Origin of the sequence: Paraburkholderia sp. RL17-380-BIE-A, from assembly GCF_046028085.1 — a bacterium.
Lineage (GTDB): Bacteria > Pseudomonadota > Gammaproteobacteria > Burkholderiales > Burkholderiaceae > Paraburkholderia.
Genome location: NZ_JARESQ010000009.1, coordinates 1 through 24,293 on the forward strand (window position 1 = coordinate 1; position 24,293 = coordinate 24,293).

Sequence of the window (24,293 nt, forward strand, 5' to 3'; positions counted from 1 at the left end):
TCTCACCGTGTGGGATTCGACCTCGAGCCGCATAACGTTGCAGATCATGCTGATCGCCGTGATCGTGTTCCTGCCGATCATCCTGATCTATACGAGCTGGGTGTATCGCGTGATGCGCGGCAAGGTGACTGCGGCAGCGCTCGAAGAGAATCACCATTCGATGTATTGATCGCCAATACGCTTAACAGGAGTTTGTGATGTGGTATTTCAGTTGGATTCTCGGCATCGGCGTGGCGTTAGCGTTCGGCATGATCAACGTGATGTGGCTGGAATCGCGCCGGCCGGTGGAAGCAGGCAAGCATAAGACTCATTGATGCATGTTCGACCGGCCGCGTGCCGGTCAAATAGGCGCGCAAAGAGAAACGGCACCTCGAAATTCAAGGTGCCGTTTTTTTGCGTGGCTAGATGAGAAGCGGCCCCGCCCGCTCTCACGCCGCCCACATTACTTCATGAACAGCGCAGGTGTTCGTGTCCCGTCGCGTGAAGAGATCTGAATCGTGCGGCCAGTTGCGTTGCGAATGCACACGCCGATTTGCGACGCCCCCGCAGCGACTTGCGATGCAACGTATCGCGTGATGTCGTTGATGCGCGGCTGCAATGCACTATCCAGGTAGATGCCGCCGATTCGCTGGTTCGTGTTGCAGGCGGCCGCCGTTGGCAGGTTGGCGACATCGTCCCAGTTCGTGGAAGCAGCGTAGATATCGAGCGTCACCGCACTCGTGTCCGTGACGTTCTGCGCAAGCGTCTGCAGATACGAGTTGGTGTACGGATAATCCTTCAGATTGGTGGGCGTCGGGACTTTGATCAGCACGACACTTCCTGCGTCCGAGGTCATCGTGCTATCGCTCGCATGCGTGACGCCGCGGCCATCCACCCACACATCGGCGCTGGCTTTCGAGTAGTACGTCGGGATGCTGTTGCTGCACGCAATGTTCGCATTCGAGCAGTTGTCCACGGCGTACTGCAGCGAATCGGTCTTCCACGCGTTGATGAAGTCCGCATGCGCGGTATACAGGCTTCCCCATTGCGGCACCCACGTGCCATTCACGAAAATCGGATCCATCGACAATTGCGCGGTGGAGAGGTCAGGATCCTGCCCCAGGTCGTACGCAACATTGAGTTGCAGTTCCGGAATCTTGACGGGATAGGCGGCCGGACATTTTCCGTCCGCCTGCCGGTAGGCCATGTTCATGATGTGGCTGGCCATGTTCGGCACAAGAGTGCGGCCGTCCCAGCAATCCGGAAAATGGACCGAGATATCGAGCTGCGCGTAAGTGCCGCTGCTGTCCGTTACGACCGGGCAGTTGGTCGGCGCGATCTGGGTGTAGGAGCCGCCGCGGCACAGATAGTTGATCTGCGGTTTGGGCACGGATGAACGGTGATCGCCAGCCAGCATTTCCAGGCCATCGGGAATCGTGTGCAGCGGCACCACCGGCTGATCGTTCTTGTAGTAGGTCTTCTGATAGCCCGGCACGACAATCCCCGACGCGCGTTTCAATTGCGGAACCCAGTACGAGGAAGGGTCCGCCGCGACATTACAGGTGGTGACCTTGTTGTCGTTCAGGGAGTAGTAGGTACTGTATGCATCGGCGCCCGTGTTGCCAAAAAAGTCGTGCACCATGGCCCTGCCAGGCTGCCCCGGAAAAACGATCGCATCGTCCGGCAGCGTGTGCGAATATGCGCATTGAACATTGAACTGGCCACCGGCGTACGCAGCGCCAGCTGGCAGCAAGAACAAGAGGCAGATTGCCGCTCGCATTGACATGGGTAACTCCTGAGCTTGAACGAAAACGCCTTGCCGGCATGACAAGGCGCTCGAATGTCATTAGTTAGCTTACCCAATTATTTTCAGAATAAACCGTCTCTGCGCTACTGCGCCGCACCGCTGTATATCGGTAACTGCCGTGCATAGAAAAAGCCTCCGGGGTTAACGGAGGCTTACCGAACATCGTGGCTTGCGAACCGAACCGCCCGATAGACCGAAATCAGCGCGGTTCGAAGCGTCGATAAAATTACGCGGGCAGCGGCGCCGCACCGGCGCCCGTACCCGGCGACAGACGCGTCGCCAGCTTTTCTGCGTAGCGCTGCGCGGCATCGCCGACGACGATATGGAATGTGTCCGCCGCGACCCATGCCGTGTCGAGCGTCGCCAGACGTTGACGATCGACCGCCGACGGGTCACGCACGACGATACGCAGACGAGTTGCCGCCACCGCATCCAGCGACACTACGTTGCCCGCGCCGCCGAACACGGCGAGCCAGCGCAACGGATCCGGATCGAGCGGGCCGCCTTGCGCGCCCGATGCCATAGCCGGCGTAACCGGCGCAGCCGCCATAGTAGGAGCCGGAGCAGCAGCCACCTGCTTCACCGCATCGCCGCCACCTTGCGCGATCACCGTGCGGATTTCGTCCGCGATGATGTCCGCTTCCGGTCCGATGATCACCTGCACATTGGTCGACCCGCGCTTGAGCACGCCGCGTGCGCCAATCGTCTTCAGTTCGTTTTCGGAGACCTTGTTCGAATCCACTACCGACAGACGAAGACGCGTCGTGCACGCATCCACCACCGACAGATTCGCTGCACCGCCGAGCGCGGCGATATAACGCTGCGCGCGCGGCACGGCCGCACCGGCGACCGGCGAAACGAAACCGCCAGCGGCAAACGAGTCGGCCTGTTCGTCGGCTGCGGCCGGCTCGCGGCCCGGCGTCGCCATGTTGAACTTACGAATGAAGAAGCGGAACAGGCCGTAGTACACCACCATATACACGAGGCCGATCGGAATCGCCCACCAGCCTCTCGTCGACAGGCCGTAGTTCAGTACGTAGTCGATTGCGCCCGCGGAGAAGGTGAAGCCGAGGTGAATACCGAGCGCCGAACAGATGGCGAGCGAGAGACCCGTCAGCAGCGCGTGGATCACGTACAGCACCGGAGCGAGGAACATGAAGCTGAATTCGATCGGCTCGGTCACGCCCGTGAGGAACGACGTGAGCGCCATCGAGAACAGCAGGCCGCCGACCACCGCGCGGCGCTCCTTCGGCGCTTCATGGAACATCGCAAGACAGGCAGCCGGCAGGCCGAACATCATGATCGGGAAGAAGCCCGTCATGAAGGTGCCCGCAGTCGGGTCGCCCGCGAAGAAGCGATGCAGGTCGCCCGTCACCGCGGCGCCGCCCGGCGGCGTGAAGGTGCCGAACACGAACCATGTGAGCGAATTGAGGATGTGATGCAAACCCGTGACGAGCAGCAAACGGTTCAGCACGCCGAACACGAACGCGCCGAGCGCGCCCGCGGTGGTCAGCCAGTGGCCAGCCGTATCGATCACGGCTTGCACCGGTTGCCACACGTAGCCGAACGCTATGCCGAGCACGAGGCACACTACCCCCGTGACAATCGGCACGAAGCGTTTCCCTCCGAAGAAGGCGAGGTAATCGGGCAGCTTGATGTCCTTGTACCTGTTGTACAGCAAGCCCGCGACGATACCCGCCACGATCCCGGACAACACGCCCATGTTGAGCTTGTCGTTGATGTCCTTCATCACGGCGACTTCGATCAGATAACCGATCGCGCCAGCCAGACCCGCCACGCCGTTGTTGTCTTTCGCGAAACCGACCGCCACGCCGATCGCGAACAGCAGCGGCAGGTTGTCGAAGATCGCGCCGCCGGCGTCGGCGATCATCTTGATGTTGAACACATCGGGCTGGCCGAGTCGCAGCAGCAGGCCGGCAACCGGCAGCACCGCGATCGGCAGCATCAGCGCGCGTCCCAGCCGCTGAATTTTCAGAAACGGATTCCCATCCATTGATACCTCCAATCCTTTGTCTCTTTGTTGAACGTCGTTGTCGAACGTCGTTGTCGAACGTCGTCGTTGAGTCTTGTAGCTCGGGTTAATAATTGAGCGAAGCCGGCTGCGGACCGTGTGGGGTTCAGTCCAAGGGCCAGGTTTCGCGACTTGCTGCTCTTACCGCCTGCGCCGATTCGAGCGCCAGTGCATCCTGCGCGCGTTGACGGCACAGCTGATAATCGAGGTTACGCACGCGCGCCTTGATGCCCGGCACCGACACCGGGTCCACCGAAAGCTCGGTCACGCCAAGGCCGATAAGCAGCGGCATGGCGAGCGGATCGCCCGCCAGCGCGCCGCACACACCGACCCATTTGCCGTGCTTGTCGGCACCTTGCACGGTGGCTGCGATCAACCGCAGCACAGCCGGATGCAAGCCGTCCGCCTGGGCGGCGAGGTCGGCCTGGCAACGATCCATGGCGAGCGTGTACTGCGTCAGATCGTTGGTGCCGATCGAGAGGAAATCCGCGTGTTGCGCGAGTTGATCGGCAAGCAGCGCCGCCGACGGCACTTCGATCATCACGCCGACTTCGATTGGCTCCGTGCGGCCCGATTCGCGAGCGAATTCGTCGATGCGTTTGCGGATCCGGATCAATTCGCCGACGTCGGTCACCATCGGCAGCAGGATGCGCACGGCGCCGAGAGGCTGGACCGCGAGCAGACCACGCAACTGGTCGTCGAGCAGGTCCGGGCGCACTTGCGCGAGGCGGATGCCGCGCAAGCCGAGCGCGGGATTCGGCTCGGGCGGCAGCGTCAGATAGTCGACTTCCTTATCCGCGCCGACATCCAGCGTGCGGATAATCGCGGTGCGACCGCTCAACGCGTCGACGATTGCCTGGTAGCTCTGACGATGTTCGTCCGTGGTCGGCGCAGCGGCGCGGTGAATGAACAGCAGTTCGGTGCGCAACAGGCCGACGGAATCGGCGCCGTTTTCGACGGCGGTCTTCGCGTCGTCGAGCGTGGCGATGTTCGCGGCCACTTCGATCGCGCGGCCATCGGACGTGACGGCGGCTTGCTGCGAGGTACGGCGATTGGCTTCGCGCACGCCGGCGAGACGGGTGCGTTCCAGACGTGCGCGTTCAACGTCGAGCCCGGTCGGCGAGAATTCGAGGCGGCCGGTCGTGGCGTTCACCACCACTTGCGTGCCTTCGGGAATCGCATGCAACGCGTCGCCGACTGCCACCAGTGCGGGAATGCCCGCCTGACGCGCCAGAATCGCCGCGTGCGAAGTCGCGCCGCCGCGCGCCATCACCAGCGCGGTAACGCGCGAGCGATCCAGCGTCGAGAGATCGGAGGGCGTGAACTCTTCCGCCGCGAGCACGGCTTCTTCCGGCAACGTGCGCGCCGCGGCGTTCGTATAACCGAGCGCGCGCAGCACGCGCTTCTCGATGTCGCGCAGGTCAGCAGCGCGTTCCGCGAGCAACGCGTCTTCGATTTTCGAAAGGATCGCGATCTGCGCACGGATCGCTTCGCGCCATGCAAAGCCGGCGCTCTTGCCGAGGCTGATCAGATCGCGCGCCGCGTCGAGCAGCGTGGGATCTTCGAGCAGCACGCGGTGTACCGCGAAAATGCCCGCTTCGCCGACCGCGCCGCGCTGCGATGCGTCACGCACGGTCGTGCCGAGGTCCGCATCGACCGTGGCGATCGCCTTGTCGAGCAGGCGGCTCTCCGCAGCGGACGTACCTGTCGCCTTCTCCGGCGGATCGATGTCCGCGTCGTCCCAGCGCACCAGTTTGCCGACCGCGATGCCCGGTGCGGCGCACACGCCGGCGAGCGTATTCGGAGCGAGCGCTTCGCCCGCCGGACGCACCACGGCTTGCGGCGCCGGCGAACTTTGGCGTGCCGGTTTTTCTTCGACTTCGCCATGCGCTTCGCGCGTCAGTTCGTGAGCAATGGCTTCGATCGCGGCTCTCGCTTGCGGGCCGACGCCGAGCAACTCGACGGTCGCGCCCTCACCCGCGCCGAGTCCGAGCAAACCCACCACGCTTTCGATCGCCGCCTTGCGCCCTTCGTAACGCACTTCGACGCGTGCGTCGAAACCGCGCGCCGCTTCACGGGCCCGCGCCGCCGGACGTGCATGCAGACCGCCTGCGTGGACCAGCGTGACTTGCTGACGGGCTTCTTCCGTCACGTTCGTGACACCGGCCTGGCGCGACGCCTCGGCCGCCGCGCCACTGCGCGCGCGCAGCACCAGCAGCGGCGTTTCACCGGCCTTCAGCAGGCCGCCTTGCACGCGCTCGACGATCTCGAACGCGTCGGAATTGGCAATCGCCACCACCGACACGAGGCTCGGCGCTTTGAGCGCGACCTGGTCCTGATCGAACTCGATCAGCACGTCGCCGGCGCGCACGTGAGCGCCTTGCGCGACCATCGGCGCAAAGCCCTTGCCGTTCAGCGCGACCGTGTCGATACCGATGTGCAGCAAAATCTCGACACCTTCGGCAGTGGCCAGCGTCACTGCGTGACCGGTGCGCGCGAGATGCGTCACCGTGCCGTCGCACGGCGCGACGAGTCGGCCCTCGAGCGGATCAATACCGATACCGTCGCCGAACATACCGCCCGAAAACACAGGGTCGGGCACGTTCGCGAGCGGCACGACCGGACCGGTCATCGGCGCGAGCAAAACAATATGGCCTTCAGAATGGCTCATCAAGCGGGACTCCTCGACACGTCGCATCTGATTTCTCGTCAGTGAGTTTCGGTGACTTTGTTGAGATGGCGCGGCGCATCGGGATTGCGCCCGCGCGCGGCGGCAAGGCCGGCGGCCATCACGTAAAAGGACAGGATCGCGGCGATCGGATCGAGCGCCGCATGAGCGGTGGTAGCGAGAGGCAGCGTGGCTTCCGGCACGTCGGCCGGCGCCGCGAGCAGGACACGGGCGCCGCGCGCCTTCATGTCGCGAGCGAGTTGCAGCAAGCCCGCCTGTTCCGGACCGCGCGGTGCGAACACCAGCAGCGGGTAGTCGCGGTCGATCAGTTCCATCGGACCGTGACGCACTTCCGCGCTCGAAAACGCTTCGGCCTGAATGCCGGAGGTTTCCTTCAGTTTCAGCGCGGCTTCCTGCGCGATGGCCAGACCCAGACCGCGGCCGATCACGATCATGCGCTCCACGCCGCGCAATTCCTCCACGGCATTCGACCAGTCGAGCTTGCCCGCGGCTCGCAGGGCTTCGGGGAGTGTCTTCAACGCCGCGAGCAGTTCGGCGTCTTTCTGCCAATGCGCGACGAGTTGCGCGGAAATCGACAGCATGGCGATGTAGCTCTTGGTGGCCGCAACGCTCAGTTCCGGACCGGCTTCCAGCGGCAACTCGAATTCGCACGCATCGGCCAACGGTGAGCCCGACACGTTCACGGCAGCGACCGTCAACGCGCCTGCCTGGCGCAATGCTTCCATCGTGCCGACCAGATCCGGACTCTTGCCCGATTGCGAGAACGCCAGCGCGAGCTGATCGCGCACCTGCAGCGGCGCTTGCTGGAGCGTCGCGACCGACATCGGCAGCGAGGCAACCGGCACGCCGAGTCGGCTCATCGTCAGGCATGCGAAGTAACTCGCCGCATGGTCCGAGCTGCCGCGCGCGACCGTCAGCGCGACATGGCGCGGCTGCTGTGCAAGCTTTGCCGCGAGGGCCTCGACGCGCGAGGTATCCGTGAGTTGCGCAGCGACCGTTTCAGCGGACGCCAGCGCCTCTTTAAGCATATTCGACAATTGCTTCTCCTTCGACGTAAGTCGCGCTCAACGCCAGTTCACGATCGAACACGACCACGTCAGCCCATGCACCGCGCGCGATGCGGCCGCGGTCCTCGATGCCCAGGTAGTCGGCGGCGTAGCGCGACAAACGGTTCGATACATCGGCGATCGGCAAGCCGATCGACACGAGATTGCGCAGCGCCTGATCCATGGTCAGGGTGCTGCCGGCGAGCGTGCCGTCGGCGAGACGCACGCCGCCGAGGCACTTCGTCACATGCTGGCTGCCGAGGCGATATTCGCCGTCGGGCATGCCGGTGGCCGAGGTGCTGTCCGTCACCACATAGAGACGCGGAATCGCGCGCAATGCCGCGCGGATCGCACCAGGATGGACGTGCAGCAGATCGGGAATGATTTCGGCGAACTCGGCGTGCGCGAGCGCCGCGCCGACGAGTCCGGGATTGCGATGGTGCAGCGGCGACATCGCGTTGAACAGGTGCGTGAAGCCGCAGGCGCCGTGCTTGAGCGCGGCGACGGCGTCGTCGTAGGTGCCGAGCGAATGGCCCAACTGCACACGCACGCCGCGCGCCGCCATCTCGGAGATGATCTCCATGTGGCCGGCAATTTCCGGCGCCAGCGTGACCACGCGAATCGGTGCGATGGACAGATACTTCAGCACTTCGTCCATCACCGCCGAGACCGCCGCGTCCGGTTGCGCGCCGAGCTTGCCGGGATTGATGTACGGCCCTTCCAGATGCACGCCGAGCACGCGCGCGCCGCCGGGCGTGCGAATCCGCGCGTTGTTGCCCAGACCCGCGACGACGCTCATCAGTTCATCGCGCGGCGCGGTCATGGTGGTGGCGAGCAGGCTCGTCGTGCCGTAACGCGCATGCGTGCGGGTGATGGTTTCGATCGCGTTGTCGCCTTCCATCACGTCGGCGCCGCCGCCTCCATGCACGTGCAGATCGATGAAGCCAGGCAGGATGTAGGGCGCGTCGTTGGTCGACGGGTCGACACGTTCGCCGGTGAGCGCCGTGATGCGGCCGTTTTCGAATTCGAGCGTGCCGTGAATCCACCCATCGGTGGTGAGTATGTTTCCGGTCAGCATGAGTCTCTCTGGTAAGGCGTGATACGGGGCGTGACTGAATGAGGCCTGACGGCGGCCGTGCTCCTGAACTCGCGGACTTCGCGCGTGGCTCAGTCGAGCCGCTCAGGTGCGCAATTCAGCGACAAAGTCGTAGTAATCATCGCGGCAATAGGTGTCGGTCAGCTCGATCGCGCGCTGATCGGCGCTATAGCCGATACGGGTAATGACCAGCAGCGCCGAGCGCGGTTCGATATCCATCAACGCTGCGATCTCGCTCGACGCGTTGACCGCGCGAAAGTGCTGCAAGGCGCGCACCACGGCCGCGCCACGATGTTCTAGATAGCTGTAAAGCGAGTCGCCGACGGCTTGCGGGTCGGGCACGATGGCGGCCGGCAGCGCGGAATGCTCGACTGCCATGACAATGCCGTCCGCGCGCCGCAAGCGCCGCAGACTCGCCACCGCCGCGCCTGGCGAGAGTCCGAGATGCACCAGCTCTTCGCGGTTGGCGGCGCGCATATCGCGCTCGAGCCACACCGAATCTGGCCGGAAGCCGCGCTGCTGCATCTTCTTCGTAAAACCGGTGAGACGCGAGAGTGGATCTTCGACGCGCGGCGTGATGAAACTGCCCGCGCCACGAGCGCGCCGGATCAAGCCTTGCTCGACCAGCAACTCGATCGCCTTGCGCGCCGTAATGCGCGACACGCCGATCGCGTCCGAGAGCGTGCGCTCCGAGGGCAGCGCCTCACCCGCTGACCACACGCCGCAATGAATCGCCGTCGCGAGATTGCGCGCGAGCTGCAAATAGAGCGGCGTGACGTTGCGGGCGTCAGGCATCAGTGCGGACCAGCGAGTTTCCATGGGACTCCGGCGGCCGACGCGGAAAGGTAGGCCTACGAAAAATGAGAGCCCATTATATAACCAACATAATACCAGTCAATCGACTGGTTCTATACTGGCATGACGAGGCGCAAAGCCTTGCCGGATAAGGCCGGAAGGGATCTGAGGAGCAGTTGGAACGCGGTTTCTGGAGCCCAGGACTTACCCGTATCCGAGCGTGAGAAGGCGGCTGGGTGGCCGGAGCACCGTCTTTTCCGCGTAAGAAACAGGACCCTATCGATACCTTTTTAATACCAGTTCAATCAACCCTTTACCGGTGTGGCTTTTGCAAAAGAGAGGCGTTCCAATATAGTGCTGGGAAGCAAGCCATAACATTCCCCCGGGGAGCAGCATTTGACCGATTCCGAGGCGCTGCGGCGCGCTCAGGCCGTCCGCCATTTCAACCGCTTCTACACCCAGCACATTGGCGCACTCCACGAGCACCTGGCAAAGAGCGCGTTCTCTCTGACCGAGGTGCGTGTGTTGCACGAACTCTACCGCGGACGCGCGCAAACGGCCTCGGTGCTCGGGCGCGCGCTCGGTCTCGACAGCGGGTATCTCAGCCGCCTGTTGACCAGTTTCGAACGGCGCAGTCTGATCACGCGCCGCCCGTCTGAAACGGACGCGCGCCAGTCGCTGATCGCCCTCACCGACAGCGGCCACGCCGCCTACGCGCCGCTCGATACCGCGGCGATCGAAGAAGTGTCTGCGTTACTAGCCGGCCTCCCGGCGCTCTCCCAGGATCAGTTGATCGCCGCGATGAAAATCATCGAACGGCTGCTCGGTAAGGAGCCTAAGCACGAACTCGTGATGCTCCGCCCGCCACGCCCAGGTGAATGCGGCTGGCTCGTGCATCGGCAGGCGCAGTGGTTCGCCGCGCAATACGGCTGGAATCAGTCGTTCGAAGGATTGCTCGCGCGGGTCGTCGCCGACTACACGCAACGCAACGATCCGGTGCGGGAGATGTGCTGGGTCGCCGATCAGGAAGGGGTCGTGGTCGGCTCGGTCTGTGTCGTCGGGGTGTCGACGACGGTGGCGGGCGTGCGGCTCTTATGGGTCGAGCCCGACGTGCAGCGCCTCGGCGTCGGCACCCAATTGCTGAGCGAATGCGTGCGTTTCGCGCGGCGCGCGGGCTACACGAAGCTCACGCTAACAACGGCCACCTCGCTGGAACAACCGCGGCGCCTGTGCGAGCGCGCCGGTTTCAGGCTTGCCAGCGCGGCGGCTGAGTGCCGCTTTGGCAAGGATCTGACGATCGAGCGATGGGAACTGGAACTGTAGAACGCGTCGCTCTTAAAACGACGGCACCACCGAACCCTTGAACTGCGTCTTGATGAACTGGCGCACGTCTTCCGACTGATACGCGGCAACCAGCTTCTTCACCCACGGCTTGTCCTTGTCCTGCGTGCGCACGGCAATCAGGTTCGCGTACGGGCTATGCACGTCTTCGAGCGCGATCGCATCTTTGGTCGGTTGCAGGCCGGCGGCCAGCGCGAAGTTCGTGTTGATCGCGGCGGCATCGACGTCCGACAGCGAGCGCGGCAGTTGCGCGGCATCGAGTTCGACCAGCTTGATCTTCTTCGGATTCTCGGCAACGTCGAGCGCCGTCGCGTTATTGCCGTTCGCGCCCGCACCGGCCTTCAGCTTGATCACGCCTTGCGTTTGCAGCAACAGCAGCGCGCGATTTTCGTTCGACGGATCGTTCGGCACCGCGACCTTCGCGCCTTGCGGCAGGTCCTTCAGCGACTTCAGCTTCTTCGAGTAGATGCCGAGCGGCGAGATGTAAGTGAGACCGGCGCTGACGATCTTGTAGCCGCGCTGCTTGATCTGGCTATCGAGGTACGGCTGATGCTGGAAGCTGTTCGCGTCGAGGTCGCCTGCGTCGAGTGCGGCGTTCGGCTGCACGTAATCGTTGAATTCGACGACCTTCACGTTGAGGCCTTCGCGCTTCGCCACTTTCGTGACGACTTCCCAGATTTGCGCATCCGGGCCGCCGATCGTGCCGACCTTGATCACTTTGTCGTCGGCGTGCGCGCCGAAGCTGGTAACGATCGCCGCACCGGCGATGACTGCCGAGAGGGCTTTGAGGATGTTTCTGCGCTGCATGTGATTCTCGCTGTTTCTAATCAATGACCTGGCCGACGATTTCATCGACGACCTATCGAGTTCTGATCGATGTCAGATTCGGTTGGAAGCCGGCGGCAAAGATTGCTTCTGGCAATGCGCCGCCAACTGGACCTCAAATGGTCTCATATGCCCGGCGAGATGGGAAATACCGCGATCGCATATGGTTATGCGCGTTGAACGGCGTTGGACCGCCTGCGCGTGAAAGCGGCAAACGGTCGGCGGCGCATGAAAATCAGAAGGTGGTCCATTCATCATCGCGCGGCGTGGCCTTGGCTGCTTCGGCCGCTGCGCGCGGCTTGCCAACCGGCTTTGCGCTCGCAACGGCGGCTGCTGGTGCCGGAGCCGGCGCCGGCGCCGCAGCCGCTTTCACTGGCACCGGCAGCTTCGGTTCTGCGCGCGACGATGCCGGCGCAGACTGGGCAGCCGCGCTGACTTCGCGAGCAGCCGCCGTGTGCGTCGTAGCCGTCACTCTGCGCGCCGCGAGCGCAGCCGAACTCTGCGAACCACCGTCCGTGCCGCTCAAGCGAAATGCGCTCACCGTGTCGCGCAAACGTCCCGCCTGATCCTGCAACGAAGCCGCCGCAGCCGCAGCCTGTTCGACCAGCGCCGCGTTCTGCTGCGTCACTTCGTCCATTTGCGTGACGGCGCGGCCGACCTGGGAAATACCGCTGCTCTGCTCTTCGGATGCCGCCGCGATCTCGCCCATGATGTCGGTGACGCGCTGCACGGCTTGCAGAATCTCGCCCATCGTCGTGCCGGCCTGCTGCACGAGCGTCGAGCCGTTATGCACGCGCTCGACCGATGCGCTGATCAATTGCTTGATCTCCTTGGCCGCCGTTCCCGAGCGCTGCGCGAGGCTGCGCACCTCACCGGCGACGACCGCGAAACCGCGCCCCTGCTCACCGGCGCGCGCAGCTTCCACGGCGGCGTTCAACGCCAGAATGTTGGTCTGGAATGCAATGCCTTCGATCACGCCGATGATGTCCGCAATCTGCCGCGAGCTGTCGTTGATCTCGCCCATCGTGCCGATCACGCGGCTCACCACGACGTTGCCACGCGTTGCGATTTCGGACGCGTTATGCGCGAGTCCGCTCGCCTGCCGCGCGTTGTCGGCGTTCTGCTTGACCGTCGCGGTGAGTTCTTCCATGCTCGCCGCCGTTTCCTGCAGCGACGCGGCCTGCTGCTCAGTGCGCTGCGACAGATCACCGTTGCCCGCGGCGATCTGCTGCGTAGCCGACGCGATAGATTCCGCCGAGCGACGAATCTCGCCGATGGTTCGCTGCAAACGGTTCTGCATTTCATGCATGGCCGCCATCATGCTGGTCTTGTCGTGCGGACGAACGTCGACCACTTGGGTCAGATCGCCTTGCGCGATACTTGCCGCGAGCCGCGCCGCCTGGTCCGGCTCGCCGCCGAGACTCGCGCGCACGTTGCGGATGATCAGCACCATCGCAAGCGAGATGATCGCGCCGATCACCAGTACGACGACGAGGTGGCCGAGCAGCGTTTCGTAGTACGCCGTATCGATGTCCTTGATGAACACGCCGCTCGTGATGTTCCAGTCCCAAGGCGCGAAGCGCACCACATAACTGAGTTTCGGCACGGCGGTTTCGGTGTGCGGCAGGCGCCCGCGATACTGCGCGAAGCCGCGGCCGCTTGCCTTGGCCGCGTCGACGATCGCCACGTACAGGAGCTTGCCGTCCGGATCCTTGAAGTCGCCGACCGCCTTGCCGGTCATTTGCGGCAGCGTGGGATGCATCAGCACCACCGGCTTCGAATCCATCACGAACAGATAGCCGGACTCGCCGTAGCGCATGGTCGCAAGGCGGGCGAGCGCTTCGCGCTGCGCATCGGCCGCACTCATCTTGCCGCTCTGCGACAGCGCGTAATAGCCGTTCACGACGCCTTGCGCGGCATCGACCAGATTCACCATGCCGGCCTTGCGCTCGGCCAGCATCGTGCTGCGCGTTTCGACCGCGCTCCACAGCCCGACACCCAGCAGTCCCAGCCAGACGAGCGCGAGCGACAGCCATAGTTTGCGATTCAAACTCATCCTGCTCATTGTTGTGGTCTCTCTTCGTGTGATTCGTGTTTCGTTCGCAGTCGCAAGCACACGGTTTCGCGTCGCGCGCAAACGATTGCTAGCGAGATAACGGCATGATTTACCGACAACTTGAGAGACGTTGTAAGGGGAGCGCCGGCAGGGTCCGGCGGTCTGCACGCAGGTTGATCGCGCGCAACGAATCGTGCTCTGAACGATAATCCGAAGCTGCGATCGCGTTCTGGCGGCGCATTCCCTTGCTCGAGAAGACACCATGTACGTTATCGACCTCATCTACACCGCATCGCTCGAACGTATCGACGACGCATTGGAAGCGCATCGCGCATTTCTGGCGCGGCAGTTTGAAGCAGGTGTGTTCGTCGCCGCCGGACCGAAAGTGCCGCGCGACGGCGGCATCATTCTGGCGGTGCGCATCGAGCGCGATAAGCTGGATGAGATTCTCGCCAGCGACCCGTTCGCGCAGCAGAAGCTGGCGCGCTACGAGGTGACGGAGTTCAAGACGACGCGGCTTGCGCCGGGGTTGAATCTGCCGATTCCGACCTGAGAGGAGTAAAGCGAGGGGCGTTGAAAACGGGCGCGATGTGGCGGGCGCCCGCCATGGATCGGTGCGTCAGTCGAGCAGCAGCTTGATATCGTGCACCCACGGCGTTGCGCCCTGGCCGTCGCGCGCGAATAGGCGCAGCTTGCCGTCCGTGTCGAACACATAGCTTGCTGCCGTGTGATCCATCGTGTAGCTATCGGGCGTCTTGCCCGGCACCTTCGCGTAGTAGACGCGAAAGTCTTTCGTGATTTTGGTGAGTTGCGCCTGATCGGCCGGGCGCAAGCCGACGAACGTCGGATTGAATGCCGGCACGTATTGCGCGAGCAGAGCCGGCGTATCGCGCTCGGGGTCCACGGTAACGAACAGCACCTGCACGCGCTTTGCGTCTTCCGGGCCGAGTTGCTGCAACGCTTGCGACAATTCGGCCATCGTGGTCGGACAAACGTCCGGACAATGCGTGTAGCCGAAGAACAGCACCACGACCTTGCCCTTGTAGTCCGCCATGGTGCGCAAATGACCAGACGTGTCGGGCAGCGAGAAGTTGCTCCCGAACTGCGTATTGCCGGTGATGTCGAGATTCTGGAATGCCGGCGGCTGCTTGCCGCAGCCTGCCACCAGCAAGGCGCCGCCGAGCGCGCAAGCTATCACGGCAGCACGCGCCGTACGCGCGAAGCGGTTATTGAGCATGGTTTTACGCGCCGATCACGACGCGCGCATAGTGGTCGATCAGCAGCGCGGCGAACAGCAGCGACAGGTAGACGATCGAATAGCGGAAGGTTTTGCGCGCGAGGTCGTCCGAGTACTCGCGGTAGATCTTCCACGCATAGGCGAGGAACACGGCGCCCAGCAACACGGCCGCCACGAGGTACACCACACCGCTCATGCCGGAGACGAAGGGCATCAACGTGACCGCGAACAGAATCACCGTGTACAGCAGAATATGCAGGCGCGTGTACTTCTCGCCGTGCGTGTTCGGCAGCATCGGCAGGCCGGCGTTTTCGTAGTCTTTGCGGCGATACAGTGCAAGCGCCCAGAAATGCGGCGGCGTCCACACGAAGATGATCAGCACCAGAATCCAGGCATCGCCCGGCACGTGGCCGGTGACCGCGGCCCAGCCGAGCGCAGGCGGCATGGCGCCCGAGGCGCCGCCGATCACGATGTTCTGCGGCGTGGCAGGCTTGAGCAGCAGCGTATAGATGACTGCATAGCCGACAAACGTGGCCAGCGTGAGCCACATGGTGAGCGGATTGGCGAACGTATAGAGCGTCCACATGCCGAGGCCGCCGAGCACGGCCGAAAACAGCAGAATCTGCGCGGTGGTGATTTCACCGCGCGCGGACGGCCGCCACGAAGTGCGGCGCATTTTCGCGTCGATTTTCTGTTCGACGAGGCAATTGATGGCGAACGCCGCGCCGGCCAGCAACCAGATGCCGACGGTGCCGCCGATCAGCGGAGTCCAGGGCACCATGCCGGGCGTCGACAGGAACATGCCGATGACGGCGCAGAACACGGCGAGTTGCGTGACGCGCGGCTTCGTCAGGGCGATGTACTGGGAGACCCGGCTACCGGGCGTTTGGGAAAGTGTTGTGCTGTCCATGTGGAGTCACGCTGGCGCGGCATCGCGCGCAGGGAACACGGCGCGGCCGCGACGGCTATAAGCGATCCGAAAGTTTAACATAACGAGCAGAAGCAGCAGGATTGCGGCCCCACCGTTATGCGCCACCGCAATGGGCAACGGCCATTGCAGAACGATGTTCGACAGCCCCGTGATGAACTGGATCAGCACCACCAGCAGCACGCCGTTCGCCGGCCGCCGCAGCGACTCGAAGCGGCGTAGTTTCAACGCCAGCCAGACCAGATAAGCAACCACGACGATCGCGAATGTGCGATGCGTCCAGTGAATCGCCACCAGCGCGTCCTGGGTGATCATGTCGCCGTTGCCGGTCATGCCGAGCGCGCGCCACAAATGGAAGCCGTGCGCGAAGTCCATGGGCGGAACCCATTGGCCGTTGCAGGTCGGGAAATCCGTGCAGGCGAGCACCGCGTAGTTCGTGCTGACCCAGCCGCCCAGCGCGATTTGCGCGATCAGCAGCACGAGGCCCGCGAGCGCGGCCGCGCGCCAGCGCGCGGCTTCGGGTTCGAACGCGGGCAACGGCGTCTGCCGCGCGGCCAGCCAGCCGAGCGTGCCCAGCAGCGCGAGGCCGAGCAGCAAGTGCGTCGTCACGATGATCGGCTGCAGCTTCATCGTCACCGTCCACGCGCCGAACGCGCCTTGCACCAGAATCAGCAGCAACAGCGAGGTCGGCCACCATGGCGACACATGCAGCGGACGCCGTTTGACGCGCGCCGTCCACGCGATGATGGTCTGCGCGATGATCAGCACGCCGATCGCCATCGCAAAGTAGCGGTGGATCATTTCGATCCACGCCTTCGTCATGCTGACCGGTCCGGTAGGCATTGCCTGATGCGCGGCCGTGATCGCCGCGTGCGCGATGAACGGCGACGACGTGCCGTAGCAGCCCGGCCAGTCCGGACAGCCGAGCCCGGAATCGGTGAGCCGCGTGAAGCCGCCGAACATCACCAGGTCGAGCGTGAGGAAGGTGGTGAGCCAGACCAGCTTACGGAATTTGTTGTCGTCTGCCTTGACCCACACGTAGGACAGCGGCAACAACGCGATACACAAGCCGATCAGGGCCAGTTGCAGTACGAACATCTCTCTTACCTATGTTGCGGCATCAGCCGATGCTCGACCATTTGAGCAGCTTGGTCACGTCGCCCTTGATCTTGCTGGGGTTCGGATCTTTCGGGAAACGCATCATCAGATTGCCGTTCGGATCGACCATGTAAATGTGGTCGGTGATTTGCGTGCCGTTTTCCGTGGGCAGCCACGCGGACACCTGTGCCGGATCGGCGATCATCATGTTGGTGTCGGGGTAGGCCTTTTGTATCACGTCTGCGACGTTGCCCGCATCGGTACGCAACCACACCTCCACGACGCGTTCGCGTTCCGGGCCCTGAGCTGCGCGGATTTGTCGCATGAAGTAGAGCTTGGTGGCGCACGCTTTGTCGCACGCGCTGTTGTCGACCGAGATCAGCAGCCAGCGGCCGCGCAGCGTTGCGAACTTGATGGGCTTGCCATCTTCGCCCGTCACCACGAGCGAATCGGGAATCGGGCGTTGCGGTTCGACCAGCGTGCCGTAACTCGTGCTGCCGCCGGTCGGCTTGATCACGTAGTACGTGAAATACGACACGGCGATCGGTGCCGCGCAGATGATCGCCAGCAGCAGCAGAATCCAGCGGCCGCGCTCCCACGATCCTTTGCCATTGGGTTGGCCAGGCATGGGCTTGGGCGCTGCGGGTTTGCCGGCTTGCGGCGAACGGGGAGATTGCGTCGACACTACAGGACCTCTTTCAATGATTACGCGGCGCCACGGCCCTGCTCGGGCCACGACGCCGCATGTGCTGCGTTACACGCCCGGCGCGTGCTCTTTCTTCGCCGCACGGCGCGCGGCGTAAAGGCCAAAGACGAGCGCCGCGGCCGCCATGCCCCACCACTGGAACATATAGCCATAGTTGCGCTCGACACCGTTGGTGGGCGCGGGCCAATCGCGCACCAGCTTGTCGCCGTCGTCGCTCAACTGTTGGATCACGAACGACTGCAGCGGCAAACCGGTTTCCGCGGCGTACGCGGCGGTATCCAGATTCTGGCGGATCAGTTGATGCTCGGCCGAACCACCCTGCCCCAACTCGTATGCGCGCGACGCGTCGGCCCGCGCAATGCCTTCGATCTCGATTTCACCTTGCGGCGTCGTATACGGCGCGATGGTCTCGCGATTGTTCATGTTGCGCGGCAGCCAGCCGCGATTGACCAGCACGTAGCCGCCGTCGGCCAGTTTAAAAGGCATCACGACGTAAAAGCCCGGCTGGTCGTTATACGGACGATTATCGAGGTAGACGACTTTATCCGCGACGAAACTGCCGCGTGCCTTGACGCGATGAAACTCGATGTCCTTCAATGCGACCGGCGCGGCGCTCACCGGTTGGGCGGGTGCGTTCTCGAACTGCGTGATGTGCGCTTCGAGCGCTTCTTTCTGATGCGCGCGGTCACGTTGCCAGAAACCCAACCGCACCGTCACCACGATCACCAGCAGAATCAACAGCGCGGGAACGAGGCGGATCTTCATCGGGCACGCTCCACCACCACTCGCGGCGCGATGGGGAACGTGCGGCAAACGCCGGCGCGCGGTGCGATAATAAATGTCTTGCCCCTGCGCTTCCTGATTTCAGCTGGTTCCATGCACATTCTCGTTCCCATCGCCTTCGTCCTGATCATCGCCAGCATGGTGTCGGCGCTGTACTTCATGATGCATGACAAGGGCAAAACCAAGCGGATGGTCTGGTCGCTCGCCACGCGGGTGGGCCTGTCGATTTCGCTATTCCTGTTCATCCTGTTCGCTCACTGGATGGGTTGGATTCAATCGACCGGCATTCCTTACGGGCGCTGAGCCCGGCGGAAAGATTCCCACGCCGCCAAACAAAACGCCGCCCTGACAGGGTCGAGGGCGGCGCTGCATAAGCCTTGCATACTGCTCGTGCGCCGCGTCCCGAAGGACGTTGCGCGAACGGCCTGCACATTCCGGGTTGCCGGTCGGCGCAGGCCAGACTGCGTTACAGCCAGTACACGACGACGTACAGCCCGAGCCACACGACGTCCACAAAGTGCCAATACCAGGCCGCGCCTTCGAACGCGAAGTGATGGTCCGCCGTGAAGTGACCGCGGATCATACGCACCAGCACGACTGCCAGCATCGTGCCGCCGAGGAACACGTGGAAGCCGTGGAAGCCCGTCAACAGGAAGAATGTCGAACCGTACACGCCCGACGACAGCGTCAGGTTCAGTTCGTTGTACGCGTGGAAGTACTCGAAGCCTTGCAGGAACAGGAAGCAGACGCCGAGCACGAGCGTTGCAGCCAGCCAGACGATCGCCTTCTTGCGATGATTTTCACGCAGCGCGTGGTGCGAGACGGTCAGCGTCGCGCCCGAGGAAAGCAGCAGCGCCGTGTTGATGGTCGGCACCGGCCACGGTTGCATCGACTTGAAGGTCGAGACCAGCGCTGCCGGACCGTTGTTCGGCCACACGGCCGAGAAGTCCGGCCAGATCAGCTTGTAATCGAGGCTGCCCAATTGATGCAACGCGATTTCACGCGCGTAGAACAGTGCGCCGAAGAACGCGCCGAAGAACATGACTTCGGAGAAGATGAACCAGCTCATGCTCCAGCGGTACGACTTGTCGACATTCTTGCCATACATGCCGCCTTCCGACTCGGCGATCGCGTCGCCGAACCAGTGCCACAGCGTAAAGAGCAGCCACAACAAACCGGCGACGACGCCGATCGGCGCCCAGTCATGTTCGTTGATCCAGGCCGCAAGCGATCCGAGCATGACCAGCAACCCGGCGGCGGCGCTGATCGGATGCCGCGACGGATGCGGTACGAAATAGTACGGGCTCTCGTTTTGACCGCTCATTCTTGATTCTCCACTTCAGTCCAGTTGTTCCGGAATCTCCGGCTGTATCTTCGGCGGCGCGTCGATACCGCACCGCTTCGCTCTAATTGTTGGGCGCTGCTTCGCCCGGTGCTACGTGTGCGCCCGCTGCGTCAACCTACCACGGCACGCACGATCAGAATCAACGCCACGATAAAAATGGCCGCGCAGATCAATGCTGCCGCGATCACGTGCAGCGGGTTCAGCTGCGTGGCGTCCGCCTCCAGATCGCGGCGCTTGCGCACACCGAAAAACGACCAGAAGACCGCACGCATCGACTGACCAAAGCTGCTCTTGCGCGGGCTGCCGCCGTTATCGCTCATCTTGTTTCGTCTTCCTTCGTCTGCGGCACGAGCCGTCAGGCGGGATTGCCGGTGGTGGCCGCCGTATTGGCCGTGGGTGCTGCGTTTCCGGCCTTTGCCGCCGCCGGCGTATTCAATTCAAAAAACGTGTACGACAACGTGATCGTTTTGACGTCCTTCGGCAACTTCGGATCGACCACGAACACCACCGGCATCCGTTTCGTCTGATTCGCCGTCAAGGTTTGCTGCGTGAAGCAAAAACACTCGATCTTCTTGAAGTACTCGGTGGCCTGCTTCGGCGCGTAGCTCGGAATGGCTTGCGCCTGGATCGTGCGCGCCTGTTCGTTGCTCACCTCGTACATCACCGTTGTCACTTCGCCAGGGTGCACGTCGAGACTACGCTGCTCCGGCTTGAAACCCAGCGGGCCGCGCGCGTTCGCATCGAATTCGATCGAAATCGTGCGGCTCATGTCGACCTGCGTATTCTTCGCCTCGCGCGCCGTGGCATCACGCTGCACGAGGTTGTTGATGCCGGTGATCTGGCAGATCGCACGGTACATCGGCACCAGCGCGAAGCCGAAACCGAACATCATCAAGGCGACGATGAACAGCTTGATCAGCATCGAACGGTTAAAAGAGCGGTCGGCCTGAGCCGGCGGTTGCGTCGACATCTCAATCCTCAACAAAACTGCAAACTGACTCGAACCGCTTTGTCAGGAGAACCACTTCTGATGAATGATGACGCTCGCGAAAAAGACCGCGGCGATCAACAACATCACGAAACCGATCCGCCGATTACCTGCGCGAATCTGCTCGGGCGTACGTCTTTCTTGAGGATTGCGCGTCATGCTCGACTTTCTGAATACTTTTCGTGACTACGGATGCCGCCACTACCATCGTGATCGCCAGCTCAGGTAACCAACTGCTGCGCTGCCCGAGCCGGCAATCTCACCAACTTATCGATTACTCGACGGTCGGCGGGTTTTCGAACGTGTGGAACGGAGCCGGGCTCGGCACGGTCCACTCGAGACCCGTTGCGCCGTCCCACGGCTTGTCGCCAGCTTTTTCGAGTTCGCCGCCGCCACGGTAGGCCGGCAGCGCAACCGCGAACAGGAAGTAGACCTGCGCCAGACCGAAGCCGAACGCGCCGATCGAGATGACCTGGTTCCAGTCGGTGAACTGCGCCGGGTAGTCAGCATAACGACGCGGCATACCTGCGAGGCCGACGAAGTGCATCGGCAGGAACGCGAGGTTGAAGAAGAACATCGACGCCCAGAAGTGAATCTTGCCGCGCGTTTCGTTGTACATCCAGCCGGTCCACTTCGGCGCCCAGTAGTACCAGCCGGAGAACAGCGCGAAAAGCGAGCCCGCCACCAGCACGTAGTGGAAGTGCGCCACCACGAAATAAGTACCGTGATACTGGATGTCGAGCGGCGCCATGGCCAGCATCAGACCCGACAGGCCGCCGAACGTGAACACCAGCAGGAAGCCGACTGCGAACAGCATAGGCGTTTCGAAGCTCAGCGAACCGCGCCACATCGTCGCGACCCAGTTGAACACCTTCACGCCCGTCGGCACGGCGATCAGCATGGTGGCGTACATGAAGAACAACTGGCCCGTCACCGGCATGCCGGTTGCGAACATGTGGTGCGCCCACACCATGAACGACAGAATCGCGATCGACGAGGTTGCGTACACCATCGAGCTGTAGCCGAACAGCGGCTTGCGCGAGAACGCCGGAATCACCTGCGAGACGATCCCGAACGCCGGCAAGATCATGATGTACACCTCGGGGTGCCCGAAGAACCAGAAGATATGCTGGTACATGACCGGGTCGCCGCCGCCTGCCGCATTGAAGAACGACGTGCCGAAGTGGCGATCGAACAGCACCATGGTGATCGCGCCTGCCAGAACCGGCATCACGGCGATCAGCAGGTACGCGGTGATCAGCCACGTCCAGACGAACATCGGCATCTTCATCAGCGTGAGGCCGGGCGCGCGCATGTTCAGGATCGTCACGACGATGTTGATCCCGCCCATGATCGACGAAGCACCCATCAAGTGGACCGCGAAAATCGCGAAGTCCATGCCCGGGCCCATCTGCGTGGACAGCGGCGCGTACAGCGTCCAGCCTGCGGCGGTCGCGCCGCCCGGCGAGAAGAACGAACCGACCAGCAGAACAGCCGCCACCGGCAGGAGCCAGAAGCTGAAGTTGTTCATGCGGGCGAAAGCCATGTCCGACGCGCCGATCTGCAGCGGCACCATCCAGTTCGCGAAGCCGACGAAAGCCGGCATGATCGCGCCGAACACCATGATCAGGCCGTGCATGGTGGTCAACTGGTTGAAGAACTCGGGACGCATGATCTGCAGACCCGGCTCGAACAGTTCGGCACGGATCATCAGCGCCATCACGCCCCCGGAGAGGAACATGGTGAACGAGAAGATCAGGTACAGCGTACCGATGTCCTTGTGATTGGTTGCGAACAGCCAACGGCGCCAACCATGCGGCGTTTCGTGGGCATGGTCGCCGTGCACGTGCTCGTGGCCCGCGACTACATCGTGTCCGATGCTAGACATGACAATCTCCTAAAGCGAATACTGCGGTGCTGACCATGAACACGTCAGGCAGCCGGGCTGATCTGAACACGCCGGGCTTCTTTCGCGTCGCTGCCGCCCGTGATCGTTTCCGGCTTCTTCAAAATAATACGGTCTTCGGCAATGCCGGCTGCTTTCAACGCGTCGCGCACGGCTTCGGCACGGCTCTTCGCGAGTTTCGCGTTGAGGTCGGCGGAGCCGGTGGCGTCGGTGAAGCCCGACAGCGTGAATTTCGCGTCCGGATGTGCTTTCGCATAGGCCGCAGCTGCGTCGACCGCCGCTTTCGCGTCGGCCGGCAGCGTGCTCTTGCCGGTGTCGAAGTAGATGCTGGCCGGAAGTGTTGCCGGCGATGCCGCGCTGTCCGCTGCCGCACCCGAGGCGCCCGAAGCCGCCTCAGCGCCGCTCGCAGCCGCGTCTGCGTCGGCCAGATGGTTGCCACCTTCCGGCAGCTTGCCGTTGCGCGCGTCCGCAACCTGCTTCGGCTGGAGAATGTCGCCCGTGTGGTTGCCCCACGAATTACGTTCGTACGTGACGACCGATGCGATTTCGACGTCGTTCAACGTAGGCGCCCACGAAGGCATCGCGTTCTTGCCCTTCAGCACCAGACTGACGTGCTCGGCAATCGCGCCGTTGGCGATCTTGCTGCCGTCGAGCGCCGGGAATGCGCCCACGCCCTTGCCGGTCGGCTGGTGGCAGACCGCGCAGTTCGCCGCGTACACCTTGCCGCCGCGCTCCATCAGCTCGGCCATCGTGTAGGTCTTGTTCGGATCGTCCTGGCCTGCGGCCATTTTCTTCTTCTGGGTGTCGACCCACTTCGCGTAGTCGTCGGCGGACAGCACTTCGACCACCACCGGCATGAACGCGTGCTCCTTGCCGCACAACTCGGTACAGAAGCCCCGGAACGTGCCGACCTTGTCAGCCTTGAACCACGTATCGCGCACGAAACCCGGAATCGCGTCCTGCTTCACGCCGAAGGCCGGCACGTACCAGGAGTGGACCACGTCGTTCGCGGTGGTGATGATGCGGATTTTCTTGTCGACCGGCACGACCAGCGGATTGTCCACTTCCTGCAGGTACGTGGTGGAAATCGGCTGGCGGCCATCGGTTTCCGCACGCGGCGTGGTCAGCGTGGACAGGAAGTTGATGCCCTCGCCCGGGCCCTTCACGTAGTCGTAGCCCCACTTCCACTGATAGCCGGTGACCTTGATGGTGACGTCGGCGTTGGTGGTGTCTTTCATTGCCACGACGGTCTTGGTGGCGGGCAGCGCCATCAACACGACGATGATGAACGGCACGATCGTCCAGATGATTTCGACGGTGGTGCTTTCGTGGAAATTCGATGCCTTGTGGCCTTTCGATTTGCGGTGGGCGAAGATCGAATAGAACATCACGGCGAACACGCCGACGAAAATCACCGTGCAAAGCACCAGCATGAACATGTGGAGGCTGAAGAGCTCCTCAGCGATTTTCGTCGCAGGCGGCTGGAGATTGATCTCGTTGACGGCAGGGCCGCCCGGAACATCGCCCACTGCCAGGGCGGCACCGGCGAAAAGCAGTCCGCTCATCGCCAGCACGCCCATGAGGGCTCGCTTGATTGTTTTCATAGCTTCCTTACCCAAAATTTCCATTCAAACCC

General features: G+C 62.9%; 24 protein-coding genes. 5 read left to right on the forward strand and 19 right to left on the reverse strand.

The genetic code is table 11. The features are described from left to right. Both P0D68_RS16540 and cydX read left to right on the forward strand, forming a co-directional pair. A partial coding sequence (locus tag P0D68_RS16540; RefSeq protein ID WP_408468734.1) for a cytochrome d ubiquinol oxidase subunit II occupies positions 1-169 on the forward strand: 169 nt, incomplete at its 5' end. A 28-nt stretch (positions 170-197) separates the two neighbouring features. Continuing rightward, the gene (gene cydX / locus P0D68_RS16545; protein WP_091796841.1) at positions 198-314 is read left to right on the forward strand and encodes a cytochrome bd-I oxidase subunit CydX; all 117 of its coding nucleotides are present in this window, start codon (positions 198-200) and stop codon (positions 312-314) included. A gap of 128 nt (positions 315-442) precedes the next feature. Here the strand turns inward: cydX and P0D68_RS16550 are convergent, their stop codons facing one another. The 6 genes from P0D68_RS16550 to P0D68_RS16575 all read right to left on the reverse strand — a co-directional run bounded on the left by P0D68_RS16550 (position 443) and on the right by P0D68_RS16575 (position 9,468). Beyond that, entirely contained in the window at positions 443-1,765 is a 1,323-nt protein-coding gene (locus tag P0D68_RS16550; protein ID WP_408468706.1) for a DUF1996 domain-containing protein, read from the reverse strand. Between the two features lie 247 nt (positions 1,766-2,012). Then, positions 2,013-3,800 carry an N-acetylglucosamine-specific PTS transporter subunit IIBC gene (nagE, locus tag P0D68_RS16555; protein WP_408298599.1) on the reverse strand — a complete coding sequence of 596 codons (1,788 nt, stop codon included), beginning with the start codon at positions 3,798-3,800 and terminating at the stop codon, positions 2,013-2,015. A 124-nt stretch (positions 3,801-3,924) separates the two neighbouring features. Next, positions 3,925-6,489, reverse strand: coding sequence for a phosphoenolpyruvate--protein phosphotransferase (gene ptsP / locus P0D68_RS16560; RefSeq protein WP_408298597.1), 2,565 nt, complete (start codon positions 6,487-6,489; stop codon positions 3,925-3,927). 38 nt (positions 6,490-6,527) lie between these two features. Continuing rightward, entirely contained in the window at positions 6,528-7,535 is a 1,008-nt protein-coding gene (locus P0D68_RS16565; protein WP_408298621.1) for an SIS domain-containing protein, read from the reverse strand. Further along, a complete protein-coding gene (gene nagA / locus P0D68_RS16570) occupies positions 7,528-8,631 on the reverse strand; it encodes an N-acetylglucosamine-6-phosphate deacetylase (RefSeq protein WP_408184549.1) in 1,104 nt (367 codons plus the stop codon). Before nagA ends, P0D68_RS16565 begins: the two co-directional genes overlap by 8 nt. A gap of 102 nt (positions 8,632-8,733) precedes the next feature. Continuing rightward, positions 8,734-9,468 carry a GntR family transcriptional regulator gene (locus P0D68_RS16575; protein ID WP_091796846.1) on the reverse strand — a complete coding sequence of 245 codons (735 nt, stop codon included), beginning with the start codon at positions 9,466-9,468 and terminating at the stop codon, positions 8,734-8,736. A 372-nt stretch (positions 9,469-9,840) separates the two neighbouring features. Here P0D68_RS16575 and P0D68_RS16580 point away from each other — a divergent pair, with 372 nt between their 5' ends. Next, a complete protein-coding gene (locus tag P0D68_RS16580) occupies positions 9,841-10,767 on the forward strand; it encodes a GNAT family N-acetyltransferase (protein ID WP_408298594.1) in 927 nt (308 codons plus the stop codon). A gap of 12 nt (positions 10,768-10,779) precedes the next feature. On the opposite strand, the gene P0D68_RS16585 is transcribed toward P0D68_RS16580, so the two are convergent. Both P0D68_RS16585 and P0D68_RS16590 read right to left on the reverse strand, forming a co-directional pair. Next, on the reverse strand, positions 10,780-11,592 hold the full coding sequence (locus P0D68_RS16585) for a MetQ/NlpA family ABC transporter substrate-binding protein (RefSeq protein ID WP_091796848.1): 813 nt from the start codon (positions 11,590-11,592) through the stop codon (positions 10,780-10,782). Between the two features lie 253 nt (positions 11,593-11,845). Further along, positions 11,846-13,675, reverse strand: coding sequence for a methyl-accepting chemotaxis protein (locus tag P0D68_RS16590; protein ID WP_408298592.1), 1,830 nt, complete (start codon positions 13,673-13,675; stop codon positions 11,846-11,848). A gap of 253 nt (positions 13,676-13,928) precedes the next feature. On the opposite strand from P0D68_RS16590, the gene P0D68_RS16595 reads away from it, so the two are divergent. Further along, on the forward strand, positions 13,929-14,219 hold the full coding sequence (locus P0D68_RS16595; RefSeq protein ID WP_091796850.1) for a YciI family protein: 291 nt from the start codon (positions 13,929-13,931) through the stop codon (positions 14,217-14,219). Between the two features lie 66 nt (positions 14,220-14,285). Here the strand turns inward: P0D68_RS16595 and P0D68_RS16600 are convergent, their stop codons facing one another. From P0D68_RS16600 to P0D68_RS16620, 5 genes are all read right to left on the reverse strand, one after another. Continuing rightward, positions 14,286-14,903 (reverse strand): SCO family protein, encoded by a 618-nt coding sequence (locus P0D68_RS16600; protein WP_408184544.1) that lies wholly within the window; start codon positions 14,901-14,903, stop codon positions 14,286-14,288. A gap of 4 nt (positions 14,904-14,907) precedes the next feature. After that, positions 14,908-15,813, reverse strand: a complete 906-nt coding sequence (cyoE, locus tag P0D68_RS16605; RefSeq protein ID WP_091796852.1) for a heme o synthase — start codon at positions 15,811-15,813, stop codon at positions 14,908-14,910. A gap of 6 nt (positions 15,814-15,819) precedes the next feature. Further along, complete coding sequence (locus P0D68_RS16610; RefSeq protein WP_408298589.1) at positions 15,820-16,929, reverse strand: COX15/CtaA family protein; 1,110 nt, start codon at positions 16,927-16,929, stop codon at positions 15,820-15,822. A 22-nt stretch (positions 16,930-16,951) separates the two neighbouring features. Beyond that, the gene (locus P0D68_RS16615; protein ID WP_091796854.1) at positions 16,952-17,614 is read right to left on the reverse strand and encodes an SCO family protein; all 663 of its coding nucleotides are present in this window, start codon (positions 17,612-17,614) and stop codon (positions 16,952-16,954) included. Positions 17,615-17,683: 69 nt separating this feature from the next. Continuing rightward, entirely contained in the window at positions 17,684-18,400 is a 717-nt protein-coding gene (locus P0D68_RS16620) for an SURF1 family protein (protein WP_408184542.1), read from the reverse strand. A 111-nt stretch (positions 18,401-18,511) separates the two neighbouring features. Here P0D68_RS16620 and P0D68_RS16625 point away from each other — a divergent pair, with 111 nt between their 5' ends. Next, on the forward strand, positions 18,512-18,721 hold the full coding sequence (locus P0D68_RS16625; protein ID WP_007179452.1) for a twin transmembrane helix small protein: 210 nt from the start codon (positions 18,512-18,514) through the stop codon (positions 18,719-18,721). Positions 18,722-18,884: 163 nt separating this feature from the next. Here P0D68_RS16625 and P0D68_RS16630 read toward each other — a convergent pair whose 3' ends face one another. From P0D68_RS16630 to coxB, 6 genes are all read right to left on the reverse strand, one after another. Continuing rightward, entirely contained in the window at positions 18,885-19,742 is an 858-nt protein-coding gene (locus P0D68_RS16630; protein WP_091796856.1) for a cytochrome c oxidase subunit 3, read from the reverse strand. A gap of 131 nt (positions 19,743-19,873) precedes the next feature. After that, positions 19,874-20,083 carry a DUF2970 domain-containing protein gene (locus P0D68_RS16635; protein ID WP_091796857.1) on the reverse strand — a complete coding sequence of 70 codons (210 nt, stop codon included), beginning with the start codon at positions 20,081-20,083 and terminating at the stop codon, positions 19,874-19,876. A gap of 35 nt (positions 20,084-20,118) precedes the next feature. Further along, the gene (locus tag P0D68_RS16640) at positions 20,119-20,733 is read right to left on the reverse strand and encodes a cytochrome c oxidase assembly protein (protein WP_091796858.1); all 615 of its coding nucleotides are present in this window, start codon (positions 20,731-20,733) and stop codon (positions 20,119-20,121) included. A 42-nt stretch (positions 20,734-20,775) separates the two neighbouring features. Next, positions 20,776-20,910: a cytochrome oxidase small assembly protein gene (locus tag P0D68_RS16645; RefSeq protein WP_091796859.1), complete on the reverse strand. Its 135-nt coding sequence runs from the start codon at positions 20,908-20,910 to the stop codon at positions 20,776-20,778. 115 nt (positions 20,911-21,025) lie between these two features. Then, entirely contained in the window at positions 21,026-22,639 is a 1,614-nt protein-coding gene (gene ctaD / locus P0D68_RS16650; protein WP_091796860.1) for a cytochrome c oxidase subunit I, read from the reverse strand. A gap of 44 nt (positions 22,640-22,683) precedes the next feature. After that, positions 22,684-24,285: a cytochrome c oxidase subunit II gene (coxB, locus tag P0D68_RS16655; RefSeq protein ID WP_408298585.1), complete on the reverse strand. Its 1,602-nt coding sequence runs from the start codon at positions 24,283-24,285 to the stop codon at positions 22,684-22,686. Positions 24,286-24,293 lie beyond the last annotated feature (8 nt).